Genomic DNA, 26,329 nt, shown 5'->3' on the forward strand with positions numbered 1-26,329 from the left:
GTGTTATTTGGAGGGGAGAGTCAAGGTTATGGCCGTACCCGCCGCAGGTTCGCTGGTAATCGCCAGTCCGAAGTCAGAGCCGTAATAGAGCGCAATGCGGGAGTGCACATTCTTAATGCCGATGCTCTGTCTGCTGCGATGCCCCAGTCCCATGAACTCAGGCTGCAGCTCCAGCAGCTCCTGAATCTCATTCAGCCGTTCGGCGGGAATACCGATCCCGTCATCGCGGATTTCAAAGATGATCCGCCCGCTCTCCGGCTCCAGGTAGCCTCTGAGCAGAAGCAATCCGCTGCCCTTCTTGTTCTCCAATCCGTGGTAGACGGCATTTTCCACCAAAGGCTGAAGAATCAGCTTGAGAATTCTGGCCTCCAGCACAGCCGGCTCCATTTCTTTGACATAACGGATTTTGCTGCCATAGCGGATCTGCTGGATGGTCATATAGTTATCGACATGCTGCAGCTCTTCCCGGGCAAGCACCAGCTCACTGTCGGTCTTGATGCTGTAACGGAACATATCCCCCAGGGATTTGGTCATCACGGCAATGCTGTCTACCTCCTCAATCTCGGCGATACTGTTGATAGATTCAAGTGTATTGTACAGGAAATGTGAATTAATCTGGGCTTCAAGCGCTTTCATCTGCGAGTCCATGGTCAGGATTTTATTCTGGTAGCTTTCCCTGACAAAGGTATCGATGTCCTTCATCATCTTGTTGTATTCCGTATACAGGAAGCCGATTTCGTCCACCCGCTGAGGCTCGATTTCGGTAGTGATGAACTTCTGTGATTTGTTTTTGCGCATGATCCGGGCCAGGCGGGTAATCGGTTTGGTAATCCAGTTGGACAGCAGGACAGAGAGCAGAATGAAAATAACGGCGCAGGTCAAAGAAATGTAAACGATCAGCTTCCGGGATATCCCGTATTTCTCATACAGCCCGCTTAGCGAGATATTGGCGATGACACTCCAGTGATAGACCGGAAGCTTTTGAATCACAGTTAACATGTCTCCGTCGTAAAATTCCAGCTCATCGCCCGCCATGGCCTCCGTTCTGCGGATTAAGGCGCTAGGCAGCCGGGTGTCGGTGTTCTTGCCGGTACTGTCATAGATAATGTTGCCGTCGTCATTCGCCAGGACAAAGTAGCTCATGTTGGGTACGGCATCCTGATTCAGGCCCTTGAAAATGTCCAGGCTGCAGTCCAGCATGAATACGCCGAGGAACTCTTGGGTCTTCATATCGTAAAGCGCCCGGGAGAAGACCAGTGAAGGTTCAGAATTAATAATATAGGGCTTTACACCGGGTTCTCCGATATAGAGCTGGCCTTTGCTGGCTATGGTCTGCTGATACCAGTCATCCTGGAACGGGACATAGCCGACCTGAAGCTCGGCGGTGCTGCCGTAGCTGATGTTTTTGCCGTCAGGGGCAAAAAGATAAATTCCGTTAACATAATCATAGCTGAGCAGCAAATTCTCGAAGATCAGCTTCAGCTTGTTCTGTATAATGAAAATGTCGTAGGAGTCGCTGGTAAGTGCCAGCTTCTTCAGTTCATCACTTACTGTACTGTATGCGGTTGCACTCGAAGACTGCTGCTGAATGGTCAGCGAGATGCGTTCAATATTTCCGAATATGTCCTCAATGCCCTGAACCGTATTATGAACGGTGTTGGAGGCAACAAGTGAGGTCTGCTGGTTGACCAGATCGGTATAGCTCTGATAGGAGCTATACGTGACAATGACAATCGGAATGACGGAGACAAGAACCAGCGCCAGAAAAAGCTTTGTTTTGATACTGACAAATTTCATACTTGTTTCCTCCGATGTAGAAGACCGTAAAATAGTGCACCTTAAATGCAAAAGTAATTATACCGCTTTCACGATTAAGATATCAATACAGCCACCGGAAGAAGGGCGGCCGGGAAATCGAAGGTATAGAAGAATAGGGAGGTTATTTAATGAAAACGCGATCAAAGAAACGGACGGGCACGCTGCTGCTGGCGTTAATGCTTACACTGCTTGCCGGCTGCGGATCAGGAAACAACGGGAATCAGCCGGCCAATAATGGGAACGCTTCAACCACACCGGAGGCTGAGGCAACGGCCGCAGCGGCCACAGATACCGCCAGCAGCGCCAAGAAGGTGACGCTCACAATGATGGTATCCGGCACGAAAGCCCCGGACGGACAGGATTTTGCACTCGATATCATGCCTAAGCTCGTCAAGGAGAAATTCCCTAACGTGACGCTGGAAACCTCGAAGCTTCCGGATGAGCAGTATTTCACTTCTATCCGTACCAAGCTTGCTTCAGGCCAAGGGCCGGATATTTACTGGGTTTTCCCGAGAAATGCATCCCTTGGAGTGCTGGATATGGCCAAAGCTGGTTATGCGGCCGACCTGTCCGATCTGGCCTTCTGGGATAACATCAGCCAGGGCGCGAAGGAGGATATGTCTTACGAGGGCAAGCCTTACGGAATCGCAGGCGGCCTGGATTACCTGGGGGTCTACTATAATCAGGACTTGTTCAAGCAGGCGGGCATTATGGAAATGCCGCAAGACTGGCCTTCATTCCTTGAAGCCTGCCAGAAGCTGAAGGACGCGGGTATTACTCCAATCTCACTGGCGGATAAAGATCCGTGGTTCCTGCAGTTCGGAATGTATCAGATTGCCGCGAATGTCGTTTACCCGGATGAAATGGATTTTGACACCAAGCTTCAGGCGGGTGAGAAATCACTGTCAGATCCGAAATGGGCAGCTACAATCTCCAAGATGAAGGAATTGTACGACAAAGGCTATGTGGTCAAAAATTCACTCGGACTTGGAAGTGCCCAAGCGGCTCAGCTGTTTATTGACGGCAAATCGGCGATGATTTTTGACGGAACCTGGGATTATGCTACATTAACGGCCAAAGGTGCAGCTGACTTTACCCGCGGATTCTTCTCCCTGCCGGCGAATGAAGCAGGACAGCCGACTTACGTGTCCGCTGCAACCGCGGCCGGGTTCGCATTGAATGCCAAGTCGGAGAATCTGGATGTCGCCAAAGAAGTGATGAATTATCTGTTTGACGGCCAGTCTGACCTGTTCAAGGCCTGGACCGGAGCGAACAGCTCGATCAGTGTATATAAAGGTGTAGCCCTGAACCATGAACTCTTCAAGGAAGTCAACGATTCCTACCTGAATAACGGAAAGTCCGTATACTTCCCCAATCAGATGTGGCCGACAGGTGTAGCTGAAGAAATGGAAGCTAAATTTGCTGAAATTATCGGCGGACGCAAGACCACTCCGGAGCAGGTTACAGAGGCAATGGATGCGAAGTTCAAGGAATTGTGGAAGAACAAATAAGGTATAACTGATCATTGTTCCGCCAGCTCCGTCAACTGGCAGCCGGAGGGCGGAACAATTGTGGACAGGAGGATAAGACAGAGATGAAATCTACTGTAATGAAAAAAACGATGTATTTTTTCGCAGTCCCGGCGCTGCTCTTTTATTTGACCTTTTGGATCTTTCCGATTACCAAGCTGTTTCAATATAGTGTGACGGACTATAACGGGTTTGCTCAGACCTTCAATTATATCGGCTTCGATAATTACAGGGCTTTGTTTAACGGAGGGACGCTCGGTAATTCGATCAGCAACACACTGGTTTATACCGTAGTCAGTGTAGTAGCGGGCAACCTGATTGGACTTGCGCTGGCGCTGCTGCTGAACATGAAGATCCGGGGGAAGGGCTTCTACCGCTCGATCTCGTACATTCCAACGTTGTTCAGTGCAATTGTGGTCGGCTTCATCTGGAGCTATGTCTATATGCCGGACAGCGGGATGATTGCCACATTCCTGGATAAGCTGGGCATTCCGAATGACAACTTAAACTTCCTGGGCAGCTATTCATCTGCGCTATACTCGATCATTTTCGTGGAAATCTGGAAGAATGTCGGCACAACGATGATTATCTTCCTCGCAGGGCTGCAAACGGTTCCGAATGATCTGCTGGAGGCTGGCCGGATTGACGGCTGCGGCGGCTGGAAGCTGCTGCGTTATGTGAAGCTTCCGCTGCTTGCCACCTCGATTACGATTAACACGACGCTGAGTCTGATCAACGGGTTGAAGGCCTTCGACTTCCCGTTCATTATGACCAATGGCGGTCCCGGAACTTCGACTAACACCCTGATTTATTCAATTTATAAAATGGCCTTCACGGAGCAGATGTTCGGCAAGGCTTCGGCGCTGGGGATTATTTCGTTTATCCTGATTATCGCTGTTACTGCCGTCTCGGTACTGCTGATGAATAGAAAAGAGGTGTCAGCATGAACAGCGGAACCACAGCAGGTAAAATGCTGCAGCCTGAGCCTGCCTTAAAGACGCGTAAACCGTTCAATCCCGGAGCTTTGCTCAAAAAGACACTTCTTCAGCTGCTGGTCATCGTGATTATGGTGCTCAATCTGATTCCGCTGGTGATTGTGTTATCCACCTCACTGCGGTCTCCGGATAACAATACGAATCCGCTGAATTTGTTCAATGAGCTTTCCTTTGCCAGTTACCGGACAGCTTTTGAGCGGATGCATTTTGGGACTGCTCTCCTGAACAGTGTGGTGCTGACGGCCATTTCCGTACTGCTGGTAGTGGTCTTCGCAGCCATGGCATCCTATCCGATGGCGCGGATCAGAAGCAGATGGAGCCAGTTCCTGTACCTCTTCTTCCTGGCCGGTCTGGTTGTCCCGGGGCAGATGGTGCTGATCCCCATTGTGCAAATGATCAACAGCCTGGGGATTCCCAGCACGCAGTACACGCCGATTCTAATGTTTGTAACCTGCAGCCTGCCGTTCTCCACCTTCCTGTATACCGGCTTTATCCGCAGCGGTGTTCCGGAAGAAGTAGAGGAAGCAGCCCATATTGACGGTGCGGGACTCTTCCGCCGGTTCTGGACGGTCGTATTCCCGCTGCTGATTCCGGTTACGGTGTCCGTGATCATCACGCAGGGCATCTGGATCTGGAATGATTATTTCTTCAATATGACGTTTATCTCCAAGTCGTCGCAATCTCCGCTGCCGCTGGCTATGCTCGGCTTCATGGGCGATCAGCAGAATCCGACCCAGTGGAACGTGCTGTTTGCAGCTTGTATGCTGTGCGCACTTCCGCTCCTGATTGCCTTCTCTTTTCTGCAGAAGTATTTCGTAGGCGGACTTACGGTGGGTTCGGTTAAGGGATGAAATGAAGGCGTCTGCCCGAAAGGGCATGTACCAGATCAAAAACGAATCCAGGTGAATTCCAGGACTCTTTGAAGGAGGGGTAACGGCCTGTCTTTGGTAGAACACCAAAAGCAGGCCGTTATTTTATACTTCAATAATAATCGGAAGGATCATGGGACGGCGTTTCGTTTTCTCATAAAGAAATTTGCTTAATGTAACCTTTAGGGTCTGCTTAATAATATTCCACTGACCTAAGTCAGCCTCGCTCATCTTCTGGAGAGTTGCCTTGACCAACTGATTGATCTCATCCATCAGATTGTCTGAATTGCGGACATAAATGAATCCACGGGAAATCGTATCCGGCTCGTTCAACAGCCGTCCATCCGATTGACTAAGGGTAATAACCGTGATCAGTACCCCGTCAGCAGACAATTGGCGCCGGTCCCGCAAGACTACATTGCCAATGTCGCCAATTCCAAGGCCATCCACAAAAATCTGCCCGGCAGTCACCCTACCTGATTGGCGGACAACCCCTTGTGCAGACTCCACCAGCTCGCCATTTTTGAGCAGGAAGATATGATCCCCCTGTACCCCGACAGCTTCGGCCAATAAGCGGTGGTGATGCAGCATCCGGTATTCCCCATGAATCGGAATGAAGTACTCCGGCTTCATTAAGGTCAGCATCAGCTTTAATTCCTCCTGGCTGCCGTGGCCGGACACGTGAAGCTCGCTGCGCGATCCATAAATCACCCGTGCGCCGAGGAGATAGAGATTGTCTACAATCCTGGATACATTGCGTTCATTGCCCGGAATCGGATTGGCTGCAAGGAGTACGGTATCTCCGGCACCGATTTCCATCTGCCGGTTGCTTGAATTCGCCAAGCGGGATAATGCCGCCATAGGCTCGCCTTGACTTCCCGTACACAGGACAGCTATTTCATGCGGCGGCAGCTTGGCAGCCTCCGCAGGTTCGACCAGCATTCCCTCAGGAATGGTCAAGTAACCCAGCTCCCTCGACACAGCAACAACGTTCACCATACTCCGTCCAAGCAAGGCAAGCTTCCGCCCCGTGAGGATAGCGGCATCAACGATTTGCTGCAGCCTGTGTACATTGGAGGCGAAGGTGGAGACAAAGATTCTGCGCTCTGCTTTCTTGAAGGCCTCTTCCAAATGGGCGCCCACCAGCTGTTCGGATGGAGTAAATCCGGGGCGTTCAGCATTCGTGCTCTCCGAGAGCAGAAACCGGACACCTTTTTTACCGATGTCCGCCATTTTATGTATATCAGGGTATTGCTTGTTGACCGGGGTCATATCGAACTTGAAGTCCCCTGTGTGGACCACCGTTCCTTCGGGAGTATCAAAGACAACACCCAGGCAGTCTGGAATACTGTGATTGGTATTAAAGAAGCTAGTGGTGATTTGGCCGAACGTGAGGATCGAGTCTGAATTGATGCAGTTCAGGCTGGTTTGACGGAGAAGCCCGTGTTCTTTGAGTTTATTCTCGATTAATCCCAGGGTCAGGCGGGAGGCGTAGAGAGGAATGTTTAATTGTTTCAGCAGGTAAGGGATGCCTCCGATGTGGTCCTCATGTCCGTGAGTTACAACCAGTGCCCGTACCTTATCGATATTTTCTAATAAAAAAGCTACATCCGGAATAATTAAGTCGATCCCAAGCAGGCTCTCGTCAGGAAATTTGGATCCGCAATCAATAGCCACGATATCATCCCCATATTGCAGGAAATACATATTTTTTCCTATCTCGTGAACACCGCCTAATGCAGCAATCCGTAGCCGTTCTTTTGACATTGTGAGCACCCCTTCCATATATAAATCATCTTTATTATGTTTGGGTGTGCAGGATATTATCCTGATTTCTTATCATACTAGCAAGATGGAAATAAGGCCTGTTGGCGGTTTTCCCAGTATAATTGCCTTTGCCTTCGATGATATTTGACACATTAGCAGACCTCCGGTATATTCTGTGAAGGTCTGCGCATCCATATCCTATTTTTGCACAAACTGGTTTATAAGCTTCAGAATGACTTCACGCTTTACAGGCTTACTAACATATTCGTCCATCCCTGCAGCCAGGCACTTTTCCCGGTCCCCCTTCAGCGCATTGGCTGTAACCGCGATGATAGGCGGACTCTTCTCCTTAAGCTCCTCTCTGATCCTCTTCACCGCCTCGAAGCCGTTCATAATCGGCATATGCAGATCCATTAATATGAGATCAAACGGCTCTTTGCGTGCTGCTTCAACTGCATCTATCCCGTTTGTTACGGTAGTAATCCTGTGACCTATTTTTTCAAGTGTCTTGGTCATCACCAGCTGGTTAATATAATTGTCTTCGGCAAGGAGGATGCTCACCTCGCGTGTGGCAGGGAGTTTGTTCAAGGGAGTCTCTTGGCTGTAAATGTCTTCAGCTTTCTTGGGCTTGATCGTGAAGGTGAAGGAGGAGCCTCTTTTGCCGTCACTCTCTGCATAGATCTCGCCGCCCATCATACCGATAATTCTGCGGCTGATAGCAAGGCCAAGACCGGTGCCTTCATGCTGGCGGGACATAAAACTGTCAATCTGCGCGAAGGGCTCAAAGATCTCGTTAAGCCGGGAGGGATTAATTCCAATGCCCGTATCTGTCACCGTGAAAGCCAACATGAACGGAGCTTCCCGGACAAGCTTCACTTTTACCGATATACTGCCGCTCTGCGTGAATTTCACAGCATTGCCGAGCAGGTTCAGAAGTACCTGCTTTAACCGTTCGCTGTCGCCGTATATATGGTCGGGAACATCATGATTTATGGTGCTGGAGAGTTCCAGGTTCTTTTGGGCAGCACTTATGGAAATGACAGCAAAGCTGTCCTTGATGCATTTGCGCAGATCAAATGTATGCTCCTGCAGTTCAGTCCGGCCTGCCTCGATTTTGGACAAATCAAGGATGTCATTGATAATATTGAGCAGGGTTTCTCCGCTTTTACGGATAATTTCCACATAGCTCTGCTGCTCTCCGGTAAGCTCCGTGGTGTCGAGCAGGATATCTGTCATGCCCACAACCCCGTTCATCGGAGTGCGGATTTCATGGCTCATCATAGCCAGGAACTCGCTTTTCGCCCTGTTTGTGGATTCGGCGGCTTCCTTGGCAAGCATCAGCTGTCTCTGCTCGGAAATGTCTTTGCATATAAGGTAGAATCCGATATTTTGATTATTCACGTAAATCGGTGCAATACTGGTAAGCACTTCTATGACTTCTCCATTTTTGGTGTAAAGCGTGTTGATATGCTGATCAACCGATTCATCATATAGAGATCTGTCCAGAATGTTCTGGACACACTCCTGTCCAATCAGAAGGGCCAGTTCCATCCCGATCAGGTCAGACTCGATGGAGTAGCCGGTTATTTTTTCAGCCATACTGTTGGCGTTAATAATCCGGCCGTCCAAGCCAAAGGAAATGACGGAGTCATGGTTGTATTTTTTTAGCGATGTGTACCGCTCTACGGACTCCTGAAGGCGCTGCTCGGATTCCTTTTGCTTAGTGATGTCAACGATTTGACAAATGTAATACGATGGATGATCCTCTCCGCTGAAAAACTTGAGAGTGAGCATTCCCCACATCTGATCCCCTTTTTTTGAAAGAAACCGCGTTTCAAGCTGTATATCCGTCCGGTCACCCATGAGCTCCCTAAGATCATGTATATTTCCGAATTCATCATCGGGATTGAAAAGCTCTTGCAGCTTCATTCCGTCAAGCTCAGCCTTGGAATAGCCAAAGATCCGTTCCATGGCGGGGTTAACAGTCAATATCACACCTTCTGATCCAACAAGTGCGATTCCAAAGGAGGCATTATCTATGACCTGCTGGTTGAAACGTTCCTGATTCAGGTTTACTCGATGCATGGCGTCCTCCTTAAGTAAGTTTTTATTGTCGTGAAAAATAGACCTTCCGCTTTGAAGGTCTTTTCGATACTTAAAATTTAATGAATATAACTTCGGAATGAATTTACCCCTTTGGTTTCTTATTGAATCAGAATTGTTGGCTTTGCCAAAAAGAGGGGCTTAGATCAATTTCCGGTATTCTACCGGAGTCATACCGGAGAAGTTACGGAAGAGCTTAATGAAATAGCTGACATTGTCATAGCCTAACTGCTCTGCTATATCTACTATGGTGATGTTCGTCTGATTCAACAGCTCCTGCGCACGTTCCATTTTTAGTTTGGTCACGAACTCTATATAGGTAAGACCCGTCTCGATTTTGAATAACCGGCTGAAATGGGTAGGGTTCAGGCCAAGCCGCCGGGCCATCTCATCCATGCCTACCTTCTCCCCAATATGATTCATGACATAACGTTTGGCCTCGGCCACTTCCTTCCGGACATTTTGCTTCCACATGGACCTCAGCATCAAGATCTTGTCTTTCAGGAACTGTTCCAGCCACTCCATTAGCTGATCCAGGGTTTCAAGCTCCCGGATGGAGCGCTGATGCATTTCACTGTTGAAATTGTTTACGAAATTTTGCATGACGGTATATTTTAATTCCAGCTCCATTACCATTTTGAGCAGCCAGCTTTTTACGCTTTCGACCGGGTATTTCTTGTCCCCGATATGCTTCTTGATCTCTGTAACTGCTGCAGTAACCCGCGCACCATCCTCATTCTGAATACAGTCTCTTAACTGCTGAAGAATTTCAGCGTAATGAACAAACAGGTCCTCATTAGTTGTCTGAATAGGTTCAAGCTTCATTATGGCTCCCTCAGCCGTATAAAAGCGCAGGGCCTGTGAATCCAGTAAGGCCTGAATCTGCTTCTTGATGTCGATCAGACTTGACGTTGCCTCGCCGTAAAAGAATGAAATCCCCATTCGGAGATGCAGCCTCGACATCTTCTGGACATGCCGGAATTTATCCCTGAATTCCTCATGAAGATTCCGGATCAGAATACGCGGAAAGGGGATGAAGAGGATGAACTGCCGTTCGGTTAAGGCGAACTGTATAATGCCATCGATCTCAAGAAATTCCTGGAGCACATTATCTATCACGAACTGCATGTTCACAATGCCTCCGAAACGCCGTTCCAGCTCATGGGAGCGTTCCGGGATAGCCAGGACCGGCAGGTAGGGCAGTCCCTCTTGCAGGCGGATGTCCATAGCGGCGGCTTGTCCGAACCATTCAGCCTCATCCCAGACAGGCTGCTCCAGGAACATCCGGATAAATCTCGTCCGGATTGCAGAGTGGTTCTGTGTGACCAGCTTCTGCATCTGGAGGTAATTATTCTGGGAGATCATTTTAATCTCCAGCCGGGAAACCGCCTCAGTCAATACTGAAATGACCTGATCAATTTGCAGGCTTTCTTTCAATATATATTCGGCAACATTCATTTTCACCGCCTGTTGGGCATATTCAAATTCCCCGTGGCAGGACAGGATAATCGCCTGGAGCTGGGGATTCACCTCCCGGACCTTCCGGATTAATTCCAGCCCGTCCATCGCCGGCATGCCGATATCTGTGAGCAGAATATCAGGCTGATGCAGCTGGCAGGCTTCCCAGGCCTGTTTGCCGTCAGAGCATGAGGCCGACAACTCCAGTCCTAAGGTATCCCAGGGAATACTGGCGCTCAGATATTCCAGTACAGGATAGTGATCATCGGCTAATACTACTTTATATACCACGTTAGTCCACTCCTATCCGCTTCACAGGCAGTGCTAATTGTACGATTGTACGGTGTCCGTGAATGCTCTCAATATTCATGTCGAAGCCGTCCCCGTAGATGAGCTTTAACCGCTGATAGACATTAATGAGTCCGATCCCGCGAGAGGGCGGAGGTTCAGGGGACCCGGCAACATTCACCGGATCTGTCTCCACTTCCTGCTGTTTAATATGCTGCAATAACGCAGTCAGTGTAGGTTCATCCATTCCCGTTCCGTTATCCTCGACGCTTATGTTAAGCATGGATTTGATTTTTGTGATGGAAATTATAATCCTGCCCCCGCCTTGTACGAATCCGTGCTTATAAGCATTCTCAATAATCGGCTGCAGAATAAACCGCGGAACGGTCTCCAGCAGCAAATCTTTATTCACATGGACTTCAGAGCTGGTGGGATATCTCATCGTAAACCGCATGAGCTCCATATATTGCTTGGCGGATTCAAGCTCATAAGCCACCGAGACCCATTCATCCTGACTTGAAAAGCTGGCCCGCAGCATAGAGGATAAGGAGCCGACGATAAATGCATTCTCCTCATCCTGTTTCATCAGCAGCTTTAGCCGGATGGAACTTAGCACGTTGAACAGGAAATGAGGATTAATCTGAGCCTGCAGCATCGCAATTTCCGCCTGGCGTTTCAATTCCTGCTCGGCTTCCACCTGCTGCAGCATGAGCTGGACACGGTCCAGCATTTTATCAAAGGAGAGGCCCAGGCTGCCGATTTCGTCGGTTCCCCGGATGTTGGAGCGGACCATCATATCCCCGGATTCCACTCTGCGGGCAACCTTCCCCAGGACAAGCACAGGCTTCGTGAATTTCCGCAGCAGATAAGTTAGTGCGAACAGAAAGCTGACCGCAAAAATAGCTTGAATGAACAAGCCGGTCCGGTTGATCCCGTTCAATCTTTCCGTCAGCTGTTCATAGGGGGCTACACTGACTAACCGCCATTTGGCATATTTGAGCGGCAGCGAGAGGAGGAGCTGATTCTCGTTCTTAAATTCTACGATATCCGGGAACGCTAGCTCATCGATTGGCAACAGGGTATTGAAATCAGACCCTATCAGGGCCTGGTTCCGGTTGGACAGAATCGTCTCCTTATCATTCAGCAGATAAACATCTTCCTCTAATGAAGCAAACCGCTCACGAATGGAGGCTTCACTGCGGCTGACAATAAGGTATGCATAGGGCGGAGCGGCAATCCCCTCTCTTAATGCCCGGGCTGTCATGAATACAAACGGCTTCTCAGGCTCAAGGGAGGTCAGATAATTGGCTTCTGCCCCCATGAATAAAGTGTCATACGGTGTGAGCTTCTCCAGAGTTGGGAACCAGCCCTGTTCAATAAATTGACGCGGATCATAGTCGTAAAAGGAATAATCGGAATAGGCATGTCCTTCCTTGTCCAGAAGCGTGATGCGTAAGTCGAGGGTATCGCCGGCCACCTGCTCCAGCCGGCTCGTCAAGGTTCTTGCGGCAACCGGATTGGTCTTGGCATCCTCCAGCAGGGTCTTAATCTCCGGATCAAAGTGGACGAAATTCGAGACCGATACCATCTCTTCGAAGATCACATCGATCTGTGACTGCACAATCGTTAAGGATTGCGTAGCTTTTTCCAGAGAATGCTCCCGGATAATAAGCTTCGAATACACCATCGTTATATACAGCATCCCGATCGCTGGTATAACCAGGCAGGCGATAGAGGTCAGGATAAGCTTTTGCCGGAAGGATAATTGACTTAGCCTATTGTTCTTCTTCATTCATTTCCCCCTCCAGTAACAGAACTTCACTAGATCATGGTACTTTATTATGCCGTTAACCTCATCCAATAATTTTTTCATTTCAGAAAAAATAATGCTATACAAACTTTTCGCTATAGATAAATTCGTTGCATGTGCAATAAAACGGGCGATTTTATAATGAAGATACAAAAATAAAACGAGGTGGAAAACGTGGAGGTTATACCTAAAGAGGGGACGATGAAGCGGTTCGGGAAGCCGGGGGCAGGCAGAATGCGCAAGCAGGCTTTGTATGACAATATTGCCGGGTATTTATTCATTTCACCCATGCTCATTCTGACCACAACCCTGGTGATCATTCCGATTCTCTTATCCGGTGTGATTAGCTTCTCGGATTGGAATTTTGTGTCCGGGCTGGAGGGGTTTCATTTTGTCGGGCTGGACAACTACACCAGGCTGGTGCAGGATGAATCCTTTCACCGTTCGCTGATTAACAACCTTATTATGATTGCCGTGGTCCCGGTAGCAATGTTTCTGGCTTTGGTGCTGGCAGCACTAATTAACAAAGCAACGTATTTCAAAACATTCTTCAAAGTTATTTATTTCATGCCCTTCATTTCGAGCTTTGTTGCCATAGCCCTATTATGGAGAGTGCTGTACCATCCGAACAATGGCCCGATCAATGGATTTCTTAGATCCATAGGTGTGGACAATCCTCCCCTGTGGTTAGCAGACCCCAAGTTTGCGCTGATCTCGGTCATGATTATTATGGTGTGGACTTCGCTAGGCTTTAACATGGTGATTTATCTGGCCGGGCTGCAGAATATTTCACGGGATTTGTATGAAGCTGCTGATGTGGACGGAGCTTCACCGCTGAGGCAATTCTTCAGAATTACATTACCTTTACTATCTCCTACCTCCTTCTTCCTGTTAATTACAGGGATTGTCGGATCCTTCAAGGTGTTTGATCTGATTATGGTGTTGACAGGTGGCGGGCCGGCAGGGTCGACCTCGGTAATTGTATTTTATCTGTACGAGGTTGCATTCATTAACCTGGAGTCGGGGTACGCATCCGCGATGGGGATTATTCTGCTGATGCTCATCCTGCTAGTGACCCTGATTCAATGGGTCGGACAAAAGAAATGGGTCAACTACTAGGAGGTTTAAACATGCGATCGATCAAGCTTAGCCGCGTTATTGTGACATTGTGTATGGGAGTTGCAGGGATACTGTTTATTATGCCTTTCTTATGGATGCTCTCCGCATCCTTTAAGCCGGAGCTTGATGTCATGAAGTATCCGATTCAGTGGATTCCAACGAAATGGAATATGGTGGAGAACTACAGGCAGGTATGGGCTGGAGCCGTGCCGTTCTCCCTGTATTACTGGAATAGTACGAAGGTAACGTTGATGTCGACAGCGCTGTCCTTGATTATTTCCGCCATGGCAGCCTATGGATTTTCGAAGGTTATTTTTAAAGGACGGGATATGCTATTCCTGCTTGTCTTAGCCACCTTTATGATTCCAACCCAAGCCATTCTCGTTCCGCAATTTATTATGTACCGCTGGCTTGGACTGTTTGACAGTCATATCGGACTTGTGCTGCTTGCCGCTTCAGGTGTGTTGGGAACCTTTTTGCTGAGACAGTTTTTCCTCGGCATTCATGATGAGATTATTGAATCCGCCCGGATTGATGCTGCAGGCCACTGGACGATCTTTAGCAGGATCGCCCTGCCGCTTGTGCAGCCGGCCCTGGCAACCTATATGATTCTCCGCTTCATCTGGACCTGGAATGATTATCAGAATCCGCTGATCTTTCTTCGTTCTGATTCTTTATTTACCTTACAGCTGGGTATCCGGAAATTCGCTGATTTCAGCGGCGAGTTCTACTCCTTGATGATGGCAGGTGCGGTTTCAGCCATTCTACCTCTATTAATCATCTTCATGATTGGGCAGAAGCAGGTGATTGAGGGAGTTGCTATGGGAAGTGTCAAAGGCTAGACTAATTACACTATAGGGGGTCTATACAATGTTCAAAGCCAACAAGAAATTATTCATCCTGGTACCGCTGTTATCCTTGCTGATTTCGGGGTGCGGCGGTGCCAATTCGGAAGAAGGGGCTGCCCCGGGTACCGGAGAAGGAACGAATGAACCTGTAACGATTAAGCTGAGCAACTGGTATGCCAAAAAAATGGATAACTGGGATGTAGTGATTGCAGAGTTCGAAAAGACGCATCCCAATATCAAAGTGGAGTTTGCCTCGGCTGAAGATAACAACTCCAATGAATTCTACAAGAAGCTTGATCTGGCCGTTGCTGGCGGCGATGATCTGGATATTATCATGTTCAGCAATATGACGTATCTGTCCCAACGGGCGGGGCTTGGCATGATCGAACCGCTGGATGATTATTTGGCTAAAGACGGAATTAATTTCGCCGATGAATATACGGCCGATACCTCAATTGACGGCAAGGTCTATGGACTGCCCGGCAAGTCCTCCCAGGGTCTGGTTATTATCAATGAGAACCATCTGAAGGAAGCGGGACTTGAGCTGCCCAAGGACTGGACTTGGGATCAGTATATGGAATATGCGAAGGCTATGACGAAAACAACTGGCGATAAAACCCGGTATGGCACCTATTTTCACAGCTGGATTCAATATGGATACCTGGTGCAGAACTTCGGCCAATCGCTTAATTCGAATCTGACTACAGATGACGGAAAGACCGCCAATATTGATAATCCTTACATGCGTAAGTCGCTGGAGCTGCGTCTTCAGGGAGAGGCGGAAGGCTCCGCTACACCGTATTCGGAGGTGGTCAGCCAGAAGCTGAATTACAGACCGCAATATTTCAATCAGGATACAAGCATGCTGGTAACGGGCTCATTCCTTATTCCGGAAACCGGAGGGACAGACACGATTCCTGCCAGCTTCAAGACCGTATTTGCTCCGCTTCCCAAGCTGAATGCTGAAGATCCGATCTCTGCGAATGTCAGCGGTGACGTACTGAGCCTTTATAGCAAATCCAAGCATAAAGACGAAGCGTACACCTTCATCCGCTGGTTCTCCACCGAAGGCATTGTTCTGCAAGGGAAGAATATCCCGTCCTGGAAAAAAGCCGATCTGAATGATGTAGTCGACCGGATCATCGCGGGCAGCAAAAATCCGGACATGATCGATAAAGAATCCCTGCTCTATGTTCTGGAGAATACCAAAGCTACTACGACAGCCACAGCGGTACCTTATCATGCAGAGCTTGAGAAAGTGCTCCTGGAGGAGTTTGATAAAATGATGCTCTCGGGTCAAAGCATTGATGCGACGATCCAGAATGCCCAAACCAAGATCCAGAAGATCATCGATTCCAAATCCTGAATGAAAACAGAGATTAGATAGGAGGGCTGCACGTGCTTTATCCAATAATGACGGAAACCCGCGGTCTGTATGATCTGGCCGGGGTATGGAATTTCAAGCTGGATCACGGCTTGGGATTCGAAGAGAACTGGTATGCATCCAAGCTGACAGATACGATTCCTATGGCGGTTCCCTCTGCCTATAATGATCTTGGCGTGAATCCGCAGATCCGCAATCATGTCGGCTGGGTGTGGTATGAGCGGGAGCTGATTCTTCCGCGGACCATCATGAATGAACGTCTTGTTCTCCGCTTCGGCTCGGCTACACATAAGGCCAAGGTATTCATCAATGGAAGCTTTGTGATGGAGCATTCCGGCGGATTTCTGCCCTTCGAGGCCGTGATTAATGAGTATATCCGGACTGGATCGAACCGGCTGACGGTTGCCGTCAATAATGTTGTGGATTACACGACATTGCCTGTAGGTCTATACACAGAGACTGAAGAACCCGGCGGGAAGACCAGGCTGAAGAATCAGCCGAACTTCGATTTCTTCAACTTTGCAGGACTGCAGCGGCCGGTGAAAATCTACTCTACGCCTCAAACCTTCGTGCAGGATATTACTGTCGTAACCGATTATCACGGCGGTAACGGGATTGTCCGTTACAGCGTGGATGTCAGCGGAGAAGCAGATATCCGGGTCACTGTTCTGGATGAAGAGGGGAACGCAGTCTCCTCGGGGACCGGAAGCTCCGGCCGGCTGGATATTCCCGGCGTTACCCTATGGCAGCCGTTGAATGCCTACCTGTATACCCTGAAGATTGAACTGCTGGAAGCGGAGCGGGTGCTGGATGTCTACGGGCTGCCGTTTGGCGTGCGGACAGTCGAAGTGCGGGAGGGGCAGTTCCTGATCAACAACCAGCCCTTTTACTTCAAGGGCTACGGCAGACATGAGGATACCCCGTTTCATGGCCGGGGCTTAGATGAAGCAGCGAATATCATGGATTTCAACCTGATGAAATGGACGGGAGCCAACTCCTTCCGTACCGCGCATTATCCTTATGCCGAAGAAGTGATGCGGCTGGCCGACCGTGAAGGCTTCGTCGTCATTGATGAGACGCCGGCGGTAGGTCTGGATCTTAATTTCCTGGTGATGTTATCCGGGGGAACGAAGAAAGAGACATGGAAGGAAGTCCAAACCTTTGAGCATCACCAGCAGGTCATCCGGGAGCTGATTAACCGGGATAAGAACCATGCCTGTGTAGTGATGTGGAATGTGGCTAATGAACCGGCATCCTATGAAGAGGGAGCATACGAGTACTTCAAGCCGCTGATCGAGCAGATGCGGGATGAAGATCCGCAGCACCGCCCGGTTACCCTGGTGACACATATTGAGGCTTCGCCCTTAAACGATAAGATCTCCGAGCTGATTGATGTGCTCGCCTTCAACCGTTACTATGGCTGGTATGTGGACGGAGGCGATCTCGAATCGGCCAAAGGCAAGCTGCGGCTTGAACTGGAGGCCTGGACCAAACGTTGTCCGGGTAAACCGATGATGATGACTGAATACGGAACAGATACCGTAGCCGGACTGCATGATGTGGAGCCGATCATGTTCACGGAAGAATATCAGGTGGAGTTCTACAGGGCCAATCACGGGATCTTCGACGAATTTGAAGATTTCGTCGGCGAACAGGTCTGGAATTTCGCAGACTTTGCCACGGGCCAGGGTATTATCCGGGTCCAAGGCAACAAGAAGGGGATCTTCACCCGGGAACGCAAGCCCAAAGCGGCAGCGCATGAGCTGCGCAAGAGATGGACGGCTATCCCGGATTTCGGGTATAAGCCGAAATAATGGAAGCTTGATACACACAGCATTAGGCCCGCCACAATGTACACCTGCGATTTATGCAGTGTTCATTGTGGCGGGCTTTTTGCGCATATTCTGAGACTACCCCTTCACCGCACCAATCATTACACCCTTCTCGAAATACTTCTGGACGAAGGGATACACACACAGGATGGGCACCGTTGCTACAATAATGGTGGCGTATTTAATCGTTTCTCCGATCATGAACTGATCCGCCGAGCTTGCTCCTGCCGACATGCTGTCTGTCGAATTGGCGATCAGGATCTCCCGGAGTATCAGCTGCAGCGGGAACAGGTCTCTGTCCCTCAGAAAGATGGATGCATAGAACCACGCATTCCATTTCTCGACGGCATAATAGAGCACCATTACGGCTATAACCGGCTTGGACAAAGGCAATACGATCCGGAACAGGATCGTCAAATGGTTAGCGCCGTCGATCTTGGCCGATTCCTCCAGGCTCTCGGGAATCGCCGAGAATGCGGTGCGCATGATAATCAGGTTAAAGGTGCTGACAGCGAACGGTATGATGGTTGCCCAGATGGAATCAATCAATCCGACACCCTTGACGATTAGGTACATCGGAATCAGGCCGCCGTGGAAGAACATTGTGAACACGATCAGCAGGGTGAAGGCGCTGTTCCACATAACATTTCTTCTGGACAGCACATAGGCTGCTATTGCGGTCAGCAGCATGTTAAGGGTGACACCGAAGACCAGAATGAACAGTGTATTGCCGTAACCCTTGATAATGCCGGGATTGCTAAACACGCTCTTGTAAGCTTCGAGACTGAAGCCCAGCGGCTTCCACAGGAATCCCTTGTTCGCAACCAGCTGCGCGGAATCGCTGAAGGAGGCGAACAGTACATATAGAAGCGGATATAACGTTACGATAACAAGTAGAATCAGCACGGTGTTAATGGAGTAATCAAAGATTTTATTTCTCAGGCCGGTTTCGGCATGCATAACGGTTTCCTCCTACCAAAGGCTGGTTTTATTAACTCTGCGGCTGATGTAATTGGCCGAGATCAATAGAATGAGATTCACAACCGAGTTAAACAAGCCGACTGCTGAACTATAGCTCCAGCCGAATTCCAGCAAGCCTTTTCTGTACACAAAGGAAGAAATGACGTCAGCTGTTTCATAGGTTACAGGATTGTAGAGCAGAATGATTTTCTCGAAGCCGACATTCAGCATATTGCCCATCCGCAGGATGAACATGATGGTGATCGTAGGCAGAATTCCCGGCAGGGTAATGTGCAGCATCTGCTTCAGACGGCTGGCACCGTCAATCCGGGCGGCTTCATACTGCTCCTGGTCAATACCGGCCAAGGCGGCAATGTAAATAATCGATTCCCAGCCGATCTTTTGCCAGATTTCGGACAGGATATAGACCGGGCGGAACAGGCCGGGCTTCTGCAGCATAGCGGTTCCGTCATACCCGAGCCAGGAGAATAGTGTATTAATAACCCCGTTGCTGTTGGTGAAATCGGTAATCATCCCGCAAATGACGACGAGTGAAATGAAGTAGGGCATATACGAGAAGGTCTGGACTATCCGTTTGAAGCTCTGATTTCTCACTTCATTGATCAGCAGAGCCAGAAGGATCGGGGCCGGAAACATGAACAGAATCGAATACACGCTGATAATCACGGTATTACTCAGAATCCGCCAGAAATAATAGCTGGAGAAGAAATCCCTGAAGTGCTGGAGTCCTACCCAGTCACTGCCTAGAATCCCTTTCATCGGCGAGAAATCCTTGAAGGCAATAATCGCGCCATACATCGGTGCATAATGGAATACGACATAGTAGAGGATGACCGGAATCATCATGATATACAGCAGTCTGTTCAGCTTGAAATCCCGGAGGAAACGCTGCTTAAAGCTGTTGTTAACAGAAGTTTGAACACCGGTCATAGGAGCTAATTTGGACATGGTTTCTCTATTCCTCCTTACGGGAGCAGCTCTTCAGCCGATCAACGATCTGCTCCCGGCTTGACTATAGTTTAGCGCTTCAAGTACCGCTCCAGTGCGGCCTGTTTAATCTCAATGGCACGCGGGAGCTTGACGGAATTCAGCTTCTCCAGATACTTGTCATAGGCCTCAAGTGGCTCCGTTCCAAGGATAATCTTCAGTGTCATTTCATCGACCAGCGTGTTCACATCCGCCATGATGTTGGCATATTCAGCGCTTTCCTCCGGAGTTGGAGTTACCAGCGGAATCTGGTATTTGGCCATGTCCGTCTTCTGCCAGATAGGTATCGCGGCCTGCTGCTCCGGCAGGTTCAGGTATTGTTCCGAGACCCGTTTATCGGAGACAAAGGGACCCATCGTATTGCCCCGGATATATAGAGACATGGCTTGTGCAGGGGCCAGCTTGTCGGGATTGCTCATCAGCAGATCCGTGAATTTCGGATAACCGTCTTCCATCGTGTAGCTGACACCCTCTGTTCCGAAGTTAAACAGCTTATTGCCTTCTTCGCTGTAGCCATAATCAAGCAGCTTGACCGCCAGCTCCGCATTCTTGGACGTCGCCGAGATCGCTACCATCCCACCGGTGGAGAAGGCATAATCCCGTTGGCCGAACTTTGGTGTAGTGCCCTTCTCCAGCACCGGGTAAGGGGCCGCGACAATGGAAGCCTGCGGATCGGCTCCCTTAAGGATCGGCTGCCATTTCCCGATACCGCCGCCAGCATTGGCCCAGGTTGCCCCGGTCTGGCCCGAAGTAATATTGGCATCCATCACCTTGGAATCGACGGTGGCCACATCTTTATCCAGCAGTCCGTCCGCATACCATCCCCGGAATAAGCTCAGGAAGTCTTTATAACCAGGTTCTGCCGGACCGAATTTAACCTTCCCGTCCTCCAGATAGAAGTCGCGGGTAACGCCAAATGCCCCGATGAATGCGCCGTTGCCCAGTTCATTGAATACACGCGGTTTGGCGACGAAGGAGATCGGTGCCGCGGCCCCTTTTTTCTCTTTAAACGCTTTCAAAGTTGTGGTCCATTCATCAATGGTTTCAGGCACGGGCAGACCCAGCTCATCCAGCCAATCCTTGCGGATCACCGGCCCCTGGAAGGTAAGCAGCGATTCATCCCCGCGGATGAAAGGAAACGAGTAATAGCTTCCTTTGTCTGTCTTGACCATTTTCTCAACCTCGGGATGCTCCTGGAGATATTTCTTGTAGTTCGGGGCATATTTGTCGATCAGGTCATTCAGCTCCATGATGTAGCCGTCCTTGATTGCTTTTTCCGGACCGCCCGGGAAGTTGAAGAAGTTGTACTCCAGCATATCAGGCAATTCACCGGAGGCGAGCATCACGTTGAAGGATTCGTCGATCTGGTTAGCCGGAGGGGCGGTGAAATCTACTGTAACCCCAGTGCGTTTCTGCCATTCCTGGTAAAAGGGAACCTCCGCATGCGCTGATTTTACTCCCGTCAGATTATTAGGTAATGCTCCCCAATAAGTGAGTGCAGTGTCCGTTTGCATCGGGTATACCGCTGCTGATTCTGATGCTGTGTCTGAGCCGGATGGGGAATTGTTTCCTGCCTTGTTCTCCGAGCATCCTGCCAGCGTGCTGCCTGCCAGCAGAGATGCCATGAGCGAAAACATTATTTTTCTGCTTGTTCTCCTCATTCCTGTTAACCTCCTCAAATGATTCCATTAGTAAGAACCTGCTGTGCTGCAGGGTTCATGCCCTAACTATACGGTCCGCCCCGGTTTGGTGTATATGTGCAGTACATCCAATGCGGTTGAAAAAGCCGCTGCGGGTATCGGCAAAATGCACAAAACGATAGGCGATTGCTCTGCGGGAGCGGCTTAAGCCCTTGCTGCGCAACAAAAATGCCCGGCCGCCACGGTGGGGTGACGGGCAGGGCATTGTTAATCTTCGATGGTTTCTTTGTATTTGCCGGGTGTAATTCCCTCGATCTTCTTGAAGGTGCGGATAAAGGTCCCAACATCATTGAAGCCTGACTTCTCGGCCGCTTCGTTGACAGTAAGCCGCTGCTGCTGAATCAAGTGCTTCGACCAGTCAATCCGCCGCTTGTTGATCGTATCCAGAAGCCCTTCCCCCGATTGCTCCTTGAACAGCTTCGACAGGTAAGTAGGCTTCATATCAAAATGCTGCCCCAGCAGGGAGACGTTCAAGCACGGATCCGTGAAATGTTCGTCTATAAATGCAGATACCCCGCTGATTAAATCATTCAAGGCGCGGTGACGGTTCTCCTGAACATTCTGCAGCCGTCTGGCCCCGGCATATTCACAGGCTTCCTTAAGCATGGACTTCAGCTGCTCCTGCATTTCAGCTAACGTCTCTGCAGAAGAGAGCCTGTCAATGCGCTTCGGATTCTGCAGCAGGATATTATCCTGCGCGGGTCCGAGTTCACCGATGCTCTTGATCAAAGTTCCCACCAGGTCGAGCATAAGGCAGCGGGCTAAAGGTACCTTCACCGGGTGCTTCGACAGGTTCATCTGCAGGATATCGTCCAAGGCGGTTACGGCAGACTGGAAATCGCCCACTTTGACATAATTGATTAACTGCTGCTCCAGCTGAAGGGGATAGAAGTAACCGGAATCCGTATCGGGACGGATGTTGTTCCGCTCAATCTCTTCATAGGACAGAATCTCCTGTTTGCCCATCACCAGCTTATATTCCATGGCATCCAATGCCTCCTGATAAGCCTGATGAATCTGATCAATACCGTGATGAACCCGGCTGACCGACACCGTAAGGTAGATATTATACGTCTGTGCAAGAAACTCTTGAGCGGAACGGGCCACCTGCAGCAGATCGCTATTGTGCTCATCCGGTGAGACAGGAGACAGGCTGACCAGACAAGGCATGGCATCATCCGTTTCGGCCATATAGCCCCTGTGCTTAACGTTGACCAGCTCTTCAATTACATTATTCACAATGAAATGCAGCAGTTGCAGCTTCTGGGCGGCGGTTTTGCCCTGGACACGCTCCAGGAAGACATCGAGATCCTCCAGGTAGAATAGAAGAATCGCACAATCCCCGGAGAGGAGCTGAATATCGAAGGCGCTTAAGGCTTCGGCCAAAGGAAGCTCATCGTCCAGCCTGCCCTTGAGCAGCCGCAGGATGTAATTGGAACGCAGCGAATAATTCTGCCGCTTCCTCTCCAGCAGCATATGGTCCAGTTCACTCAGCGTACTGTCCACAGCCTGCTGGATAAACAGGAATTCATTGGAGCCTTTCTCCCGGATGGCTGTCTTGCTGCTGAAGGCACGTACAATCCGCTGGATCGGATTATAGTTTTTCCTCAGGAAAATATAAGTCAAGAACCCGCCTCCCAGCAGGCTGGCCATGATACTCAGCAGCGTCAGCCTGCGGACCAGCTCCGCCTTTTGCCAATAGACTTCACTAGGAATCATGGAAATATAGCGGAGATTGGATTCATTAGACTGGATCGAGAAGACTTCATACCGCTCCCCGCCGAATTTCCAGAGGAACATTCCGCTGTCACCGGTCAGCTTGCCGAAGGGCAATTGTGCCGGAAGATCTGTATTGGAGCTGGATACCAGCACCTGGTTGTCGGAGTCTGTGATGAGCACATGCCCTTTGCTGAACGCTTCAATATTCATGAGGGAGGATAATATTTGGTCGTTGTCGATCATGATCACATTGGCTCCGGACGGCTTGCCGTCCTCGTAGTCATAGGTGCTGACACATGCGAGCGCTTTCACGGAAGTGCCGTTCTCGGTTGTACGGTTCATCGGTACATAGCCCTTGAATTTGTTCTGGCGGAGGATATCTAACCATGCTTCATAGCTTAAGTTGCCGGAGGCGTTATGCTCGGCATAGGCGAATCTCGTATTCCGGTAAACGCCGGGGAGCAGAATCGTATCCCGTGAGGCCAGATAGATATAGAACAGGCCGGTTTCGGCATAAGCCGATTGATATAAGGACATATCCTTGGTCGCGTCGTACAGATCATACATATAATCTTCCGGGAAAATGGAGTACTTGTGCTGATCGACCAGTTCCCTGAACTTGGTGTTCCAATTCAGCTCGAAGTTGAGCCGGTTGACCGCTTCCAGCTGTTTATCCATATTCTCCCGCAGCTGCTTAAGCAAGGAGTTGTTCGCCAGATGAATCTCATCAGCGAGCATCTTGCTGGACTGAAAGTAAACGATGGAACTCAGAATGACCGGAAGCAGCAGAACGGCCATATAAGATAAGGTCCAGGTCAGCAATACACTCTGGCTGCCCAGCCATTTGCTTCTTTTTTTCTTCATCCGCATTCTCCTGTCCGGGCTGCAAATCGATAGCTTCGTATATTGTACATGCATCCCAGGGTTAGCACAATTGCCATTACAGGGAAATAACGGTAAGCTCCAGTTTGTTCGGCTTTTAAACACTCCGAATAGTGCCGCTGACGCTTCGCTTCCTGCTGGTGTAAGAGCTTGCGCGTTCCTGCTTCCCCGTGTAATCAGGTGATAAGTTATGTTTCCAATTGCCCGGTTCTGTGCTAGACTCAGTCTTTATTAAAGCCCTTACATCTGCGTCAGCAGGCAAAAACATCCGCTGTGCTGCGAGACAGGGGAGAGGAAGAGTCCATGAAACGTTATTTTCTCGATAAGCCCATACAGACCAAATTGCTGATTACCTTCCTGCCGGTCATGATTCTGTCGGTTATTGCAACAGGCTCGTTCTCCTACTGGTCCGCCAGTGATCAGCTCCGCAAGAACTCGCTGTATTCGCTGGCCGATACAACCTTTCAGACCGCCTTGTTCCTGGACGATAAATTTCTGACGATCTTCGAACAGCTGGTTAATCTGGAGGATACCACCTCGCTGCGCAATCTGCTATCCGTGAACGATCAGGGTGACACTCCCCAGAAATTCAACGACATTATTGAACTTCATAACCGTCTTGAAAGCGTATACCACTCCTATAATGCCATGGTCGATTCCATCTATGTTGCCTTCAACAACGGCCGGTCTTTCAACCTCCAGCAGGAATACGTGCCCCGGAGTGTCTCGATCGATCTTCCGGCGTGGCAGGAACGGTACAACCATTCAGATAAAGGCTACTACTGGCTGAACAGCCACAAGGATGCCATTTTCGATACGGTGGAGGACAGGCGGGTGCTCAGCAGCTTCAAAATGATCGGTACGCCGACTTCCTCCTCCAGCGGAATTGTGCTGATCAATCTGCGTGAAAGCTACTTCCTGGAGATTATGCAGAATGTACAGATCAGCCCGAACGGCGCGCTGGCACTGATCAGCCCGGACGGGGAGCTGTTCTCCAAATCCCTGAAGAAGGATTATGGGGTGAAGCCGGATACTATTACAGAATTGCGGCAGCTGGCAGGCGGTAACGGCAGCCTTGCTGTGGACAGTACAGCAGGCCAGAAGCTGGATATTGCCTATCAGACACTGCCGCTGAACGGCTGGGTGCTGGCCGCTATTGTGCCGGAGAAGGATATCCTCGCAGGCGCGTCGCGCATCCAATGGATCGTTCTGGCGGTCACGCTGGTTATCCTCGTGCTGGCCCTGGCAGCCGCGACGCTGGCAGCGCGCAATCTGAGCAATCCGATCCGTTACCTGTCCAAGCAGGTGAAGCGGTTCGAGCGCGGGGATTTCAGTGTCAGCTTCCAGATTGACCAGCGCAATGAAATCGGCGTCCTGGCCACCGGACTGACCCGGCTCTCCGATTCGGTGGAGCAGCTGCTGAATGAGGTGCGCGAGGAGCAGGAGCAGAAGCGTAAGGCCGAAATGCGGGCGCTGCAGGCGCAGATTCAGCCGCATTTCCTGTACAATACGCTCGGTTCAATCAAGCATCTGATTGATCTGGAGGAGCGGGAGCGGGCCTCTGTGATGGTGGGAGCGCTGACCCGGTATTTCCGCATCGGCATCAGCAAAGGCGCCGAGCTGATTACTGTCGCGGAAGAGATTGAGCATGTGCGCAGCTACCTGCTGATTCTGAACATCCGGTATAACCAGGATTTCGATTATACCATCCAAGTGGATGAAGAGCTGCTGCCGCTGCGCATCCCGAAGCTGACGCTGCAGCCTATCGTGGAGAATGCCGTCTATCACGGCATCAAGAACAAGCGCGGCAAAGGAATGGTGACGATAACGGGTTATGCAGATGAAGCTGCCGCAGTGCTGGAGATTTATGATAACGGACAAGGCATCAGCCCTGAGCGGCTTGCGCAGCTGCGCAGTTCACTGCAGGCGGACAGCACAGGCGACAATGCGCTGAGCTTCGGACTGTGGAACGCCCACCGCCGGCTGGTGCTGCAATACGGGCCGGTCTACGGCCTTGTCCTGGACAGCGAAGAGATGAAGTTTACCCGGGTCACGGTACAGCTGCCCCGGGTGCAGAAGAAAGGAGATTCCCATGATTAAACTGCTTATTGTGGATGATGATATGTGGATCCGGGAAGGCCTGCGGCGCAATATCCGCTGGGAGCAGGCCGGCATTGAGGTAGCCGGCACAGCCGCTGACGGGGAAGAAGCGCTGAAGCGGATGGAGTAGCTGCGGCCGG

At 50.1% G+C, this 26,329-nt stretch carries 18 protein-coding genes; 9 read left to right on the top strand and 9 right to left on the bottom strand.

The genetic code is table 11. The features are described 5' to 3' along the window. Positions 1-3 precede the first annotated feature (3 nt). Positions 4-1,797 (bottom strand): cache domain-containing sensor histidine kinase, encoded by a 1,794-nt coding sequence (locus tag NSQ73_RS07550; protein ID WP_340985964.1) that lies wholly within the window; start codon positions 1,795-1,797, stop codon positions 4-6. 149 nt (positions 1,798-1,946) lie between these two features. Between NSQ73_RS07550 and NSQ73_RS07555 the strand changes: the two genes are divergently transcribed. The 3 genes from NSQ73_RS07555 to NSQ73_RS07565 all read left to right on the top strand — a co-directional run bounded on the left by NSQ73_RS07555 (position 1,947) and on the right by NSQ73_RS07565 (position 5,193). Beyond that, a complete protein-coding gene (locus tag NSQ73_RS07555) occupies positions 1,947-3,329 on the top strand; it encodes an ABC transporter substrate-binding protein (protein ID WP_340985965.1) in 1,383 nt (460 codons plus the stop codon). Between the two features lie 83 nt (positions 3,330-3,412). Beyond that, entirely contained in the window at positions 3,413-4,294 is an 882-nt protein-coding gene (locus NSQ73_RS07560; RefSeq protein ID WP_171717330.1) for a carbohydrate ABC transporter permease, read from the top strand. Beyond that, the gene (locus tag NSQ73_RS07565; protein WP_336103371.1) at positions 4,291-5,193 is read left to right on the top strand and encodes a carbohydrate ABC transporter permease; all 903 of its coding nucleotides are present in this window, start codon (positions 4,291-4,293) and stop codon (positions 5,191-5,193) included. The genes NSQ73_RS07560 and NSQ73_RS07565 overlap by 4 nt, the downstream gene beginning before the upstream one ends. 123 nt (positions 5,194-5,316) lie before the next feature. Here NSQ73_RS07565 and NSQ73_RS07570 read toward each other — a convergent pair whose 3' ends face one another. The 4 genes from NSQ73_RS07570 to NSQ73_RS07585 form a co-directional block, all read right to left on the bottom strand. Continuing rightward, the gene (locus NSQ73_RS07570) at positions 5,317-6,978 is read right to left on the bottom strand and encodes a ribonuclease J (RefSeq protein WP_340985966.1); all 1,662 of its coding nucleotides are present in this window, start codon (positions 6,976-6,978) and stop codon (positions 5,317-5,319) included. Between the two features lie 198 nt (positions 6,979-7,176). Further along, positions 7,177-9,063 carry a PAS domain S-box protein gene (locus NSQ73_RS07575; RefSeq protein WP_340985967.1) on the bottom strand — a complete coding sequence of 629 codons (1,887 nt, stop codon included), beginning with the start codon at positions 9,061-9,063 and terminating at the stop codon, positions 7,177-7,179. Between the two features lie 159 nt (positions 9,064-9,222). After that, a complete protein-coding gene (locus tag NSQ73_RS07580; RefSeq protein ID WP_340985968.1) occupies positions 9,223-10,830 on the bottom strand; it encodes a response regulator transcription factor in 1,608 nt (535 codons plus the stop codon). A 1-nt stretch (position 10,831) separates the two neighbouring features. Further along, positions 10,832-12,619 carry a sensor histidine kinase gene (locus tag NSQ73_RS07585; protein WP_340985970.1) on the bottom strand — a complete coding sequence of 596 codons (1,788 nt, stop codon included), beginning with the start codon at positions 12,617-12,619 and terminating at the stop codon, positions 10,832-10,834. A gap of 192 nt (positions 12,620-12,811) precedes the next feature. Here NSQ73_RS07585 and NSQ73_RS07590 point away from each other — a divergent pair, with 192 nt between their 5' ends. The 4 genes from NSQ73_RS07590 to uidA are packed head-to-tail and all read left to right on the top strand — an operon-like array spanning position 12,812 to position 17,802. Further along, positions 12,812-13,756: a carbohydrate ABC transporter permease gene (locus tag NSQ73_RS07590; protein ID WP_340985971.1), complete on the top strand. Its 945-nt coding sequence runs from the start codon at positions 12,812-12,814 to the stop codon at positions 13,754-13,756. Between the two features lie 11 nt (positions 13,757-13,767). Continuing rightward, entirely contained in the window at positions 13,768-14,598 is an 831-nt protein-coding gene (locus NSQ73_RS07595; protein WP_340985972.1) for a carbohydrate ABC transporter permease, read from the top strand. Positions 14,599-14,626: 28 nt separating this feature from the next. Next, positions 14,627-15,970 (top strand): ABC transporter substrate-binding protein, encoded by a 1,344-nt coding sequence (locus tag NSQ73_RS07600; protein WP_340985973.1) that lies wholly within the window; start codon positions 14,627-14,629, stop codon positions 15,968-15,970. Between the two features lie 32 nt (positions 15,971-16,002). After that, positions 16,003-17,802, top strand: coding sequence for a beta-glucuronidase (gene uidA / locus NSQ73_RS07605; RefSeq protein ID WP_340985974.1), 1,800 nt, complete (start codon positions 16,003-16,005; stop codon positions 17,800-17,802). Between the two features lie 96 nt (positions 17,803-17,898). Here the strand turns inward: uidA and NSQ73_RS07610 are convergent, their stop codons facing one another. The 4 genes from NSQ73_RS07610 to NSQ73_RS07625 all read right to left on the bottom strand — a co-directional run bounded on the left by NSQ73_RS07610 (position 17,899) and on the right by NSQ73_RS07625 (position 24,071). Then, complete coding sequence (locus NSQ73_RS07610; RefSeq protein ID WP_340985976.1) at positions 17,899-18,780, bottom strand: carbohydrate ABC transporter permease; 882 nt, start codon at positions 18,778-18,780, stop codon at positions 17,899-17,901. A 12-nt stretch (positions 18,781-18,792) separates the two neighbouring features. Continuing rightward, entirely contained in the window at positions 18,793-19,749 is a 957-nt protein-coding gene (locus tag NSQ73_RS07615; RefSeq protein ID WP_445669483.1) for an ABC transporter permease, read from the bottom strand. 71 nt (positions 19,750-19,820) lie between these two features. Beyond that, entirely contained in the window at positions 19,821-21,449 is a 1,629-nt protein-coding gene (locus tag NSQ73_RS07620) for an extracellular solute-binding protein (protein ID WP_340985977.1), read from the bottom strand. A gap of 246 nt (positions 21,450-21,695) precedes the next feature. Beyond that, positions 21,696-24,071: a helix-turn-helix domain-containing protein gene (locus tag NSQ73_RS07625; RefSeq protein ID WP_340985978.1), complete on the bottom strand. Its 2,376-nt coding sequence runs from the start codon at positions 24,069-24,071 to the stop codon at positions 21,696-21,698. A gap of 321 nt (positions 24,072-24,392) precedes the next feature. On the opposite strand from NSQ73_RS07625, the gene NSQ73_RS07630 reads away from it, so the two are divergent. Together NSQ73_RS07630 and NSQ73_RS07635 are read left to right on the top strand one after the other, a co-directional pair. After that, a complete protein-coding gene (locus tag NSQ73_RS07630) occupies positions 24,393-26,189 on the top strand; it encodes a sensor histidine kinase (RefSeq protein ID WP_340985980.1) in 1,797 nt (598 codons plus the stop codon). Continuing rightward, positions 26,182-26,319, top strand: coding sequence for a hypothetical protein (locus tag NSQ73_RS07635; protein ID WP_340985981.1), 138 nt, complete (start codon positions 26,182-26,184; stop codon positions 26,317-26,319). Before NSQ73_RS07630 ends, NSQ73_RS07635 begins: the two co-directional genes overlap by 8 nt. Positions 26,320-26,329 lie beyond the last annotated feature (10 nt).

The organism is Paenibacillus sp. FSL R10-2736, assembly GCF_038000245.1.
GTDB lineage: Bacteria > Bacillota > Bacilli > Paenibacillales > Paenibacillaceae > Paenibacillus_AQ > Paenibacillus_AQ phytohabitans.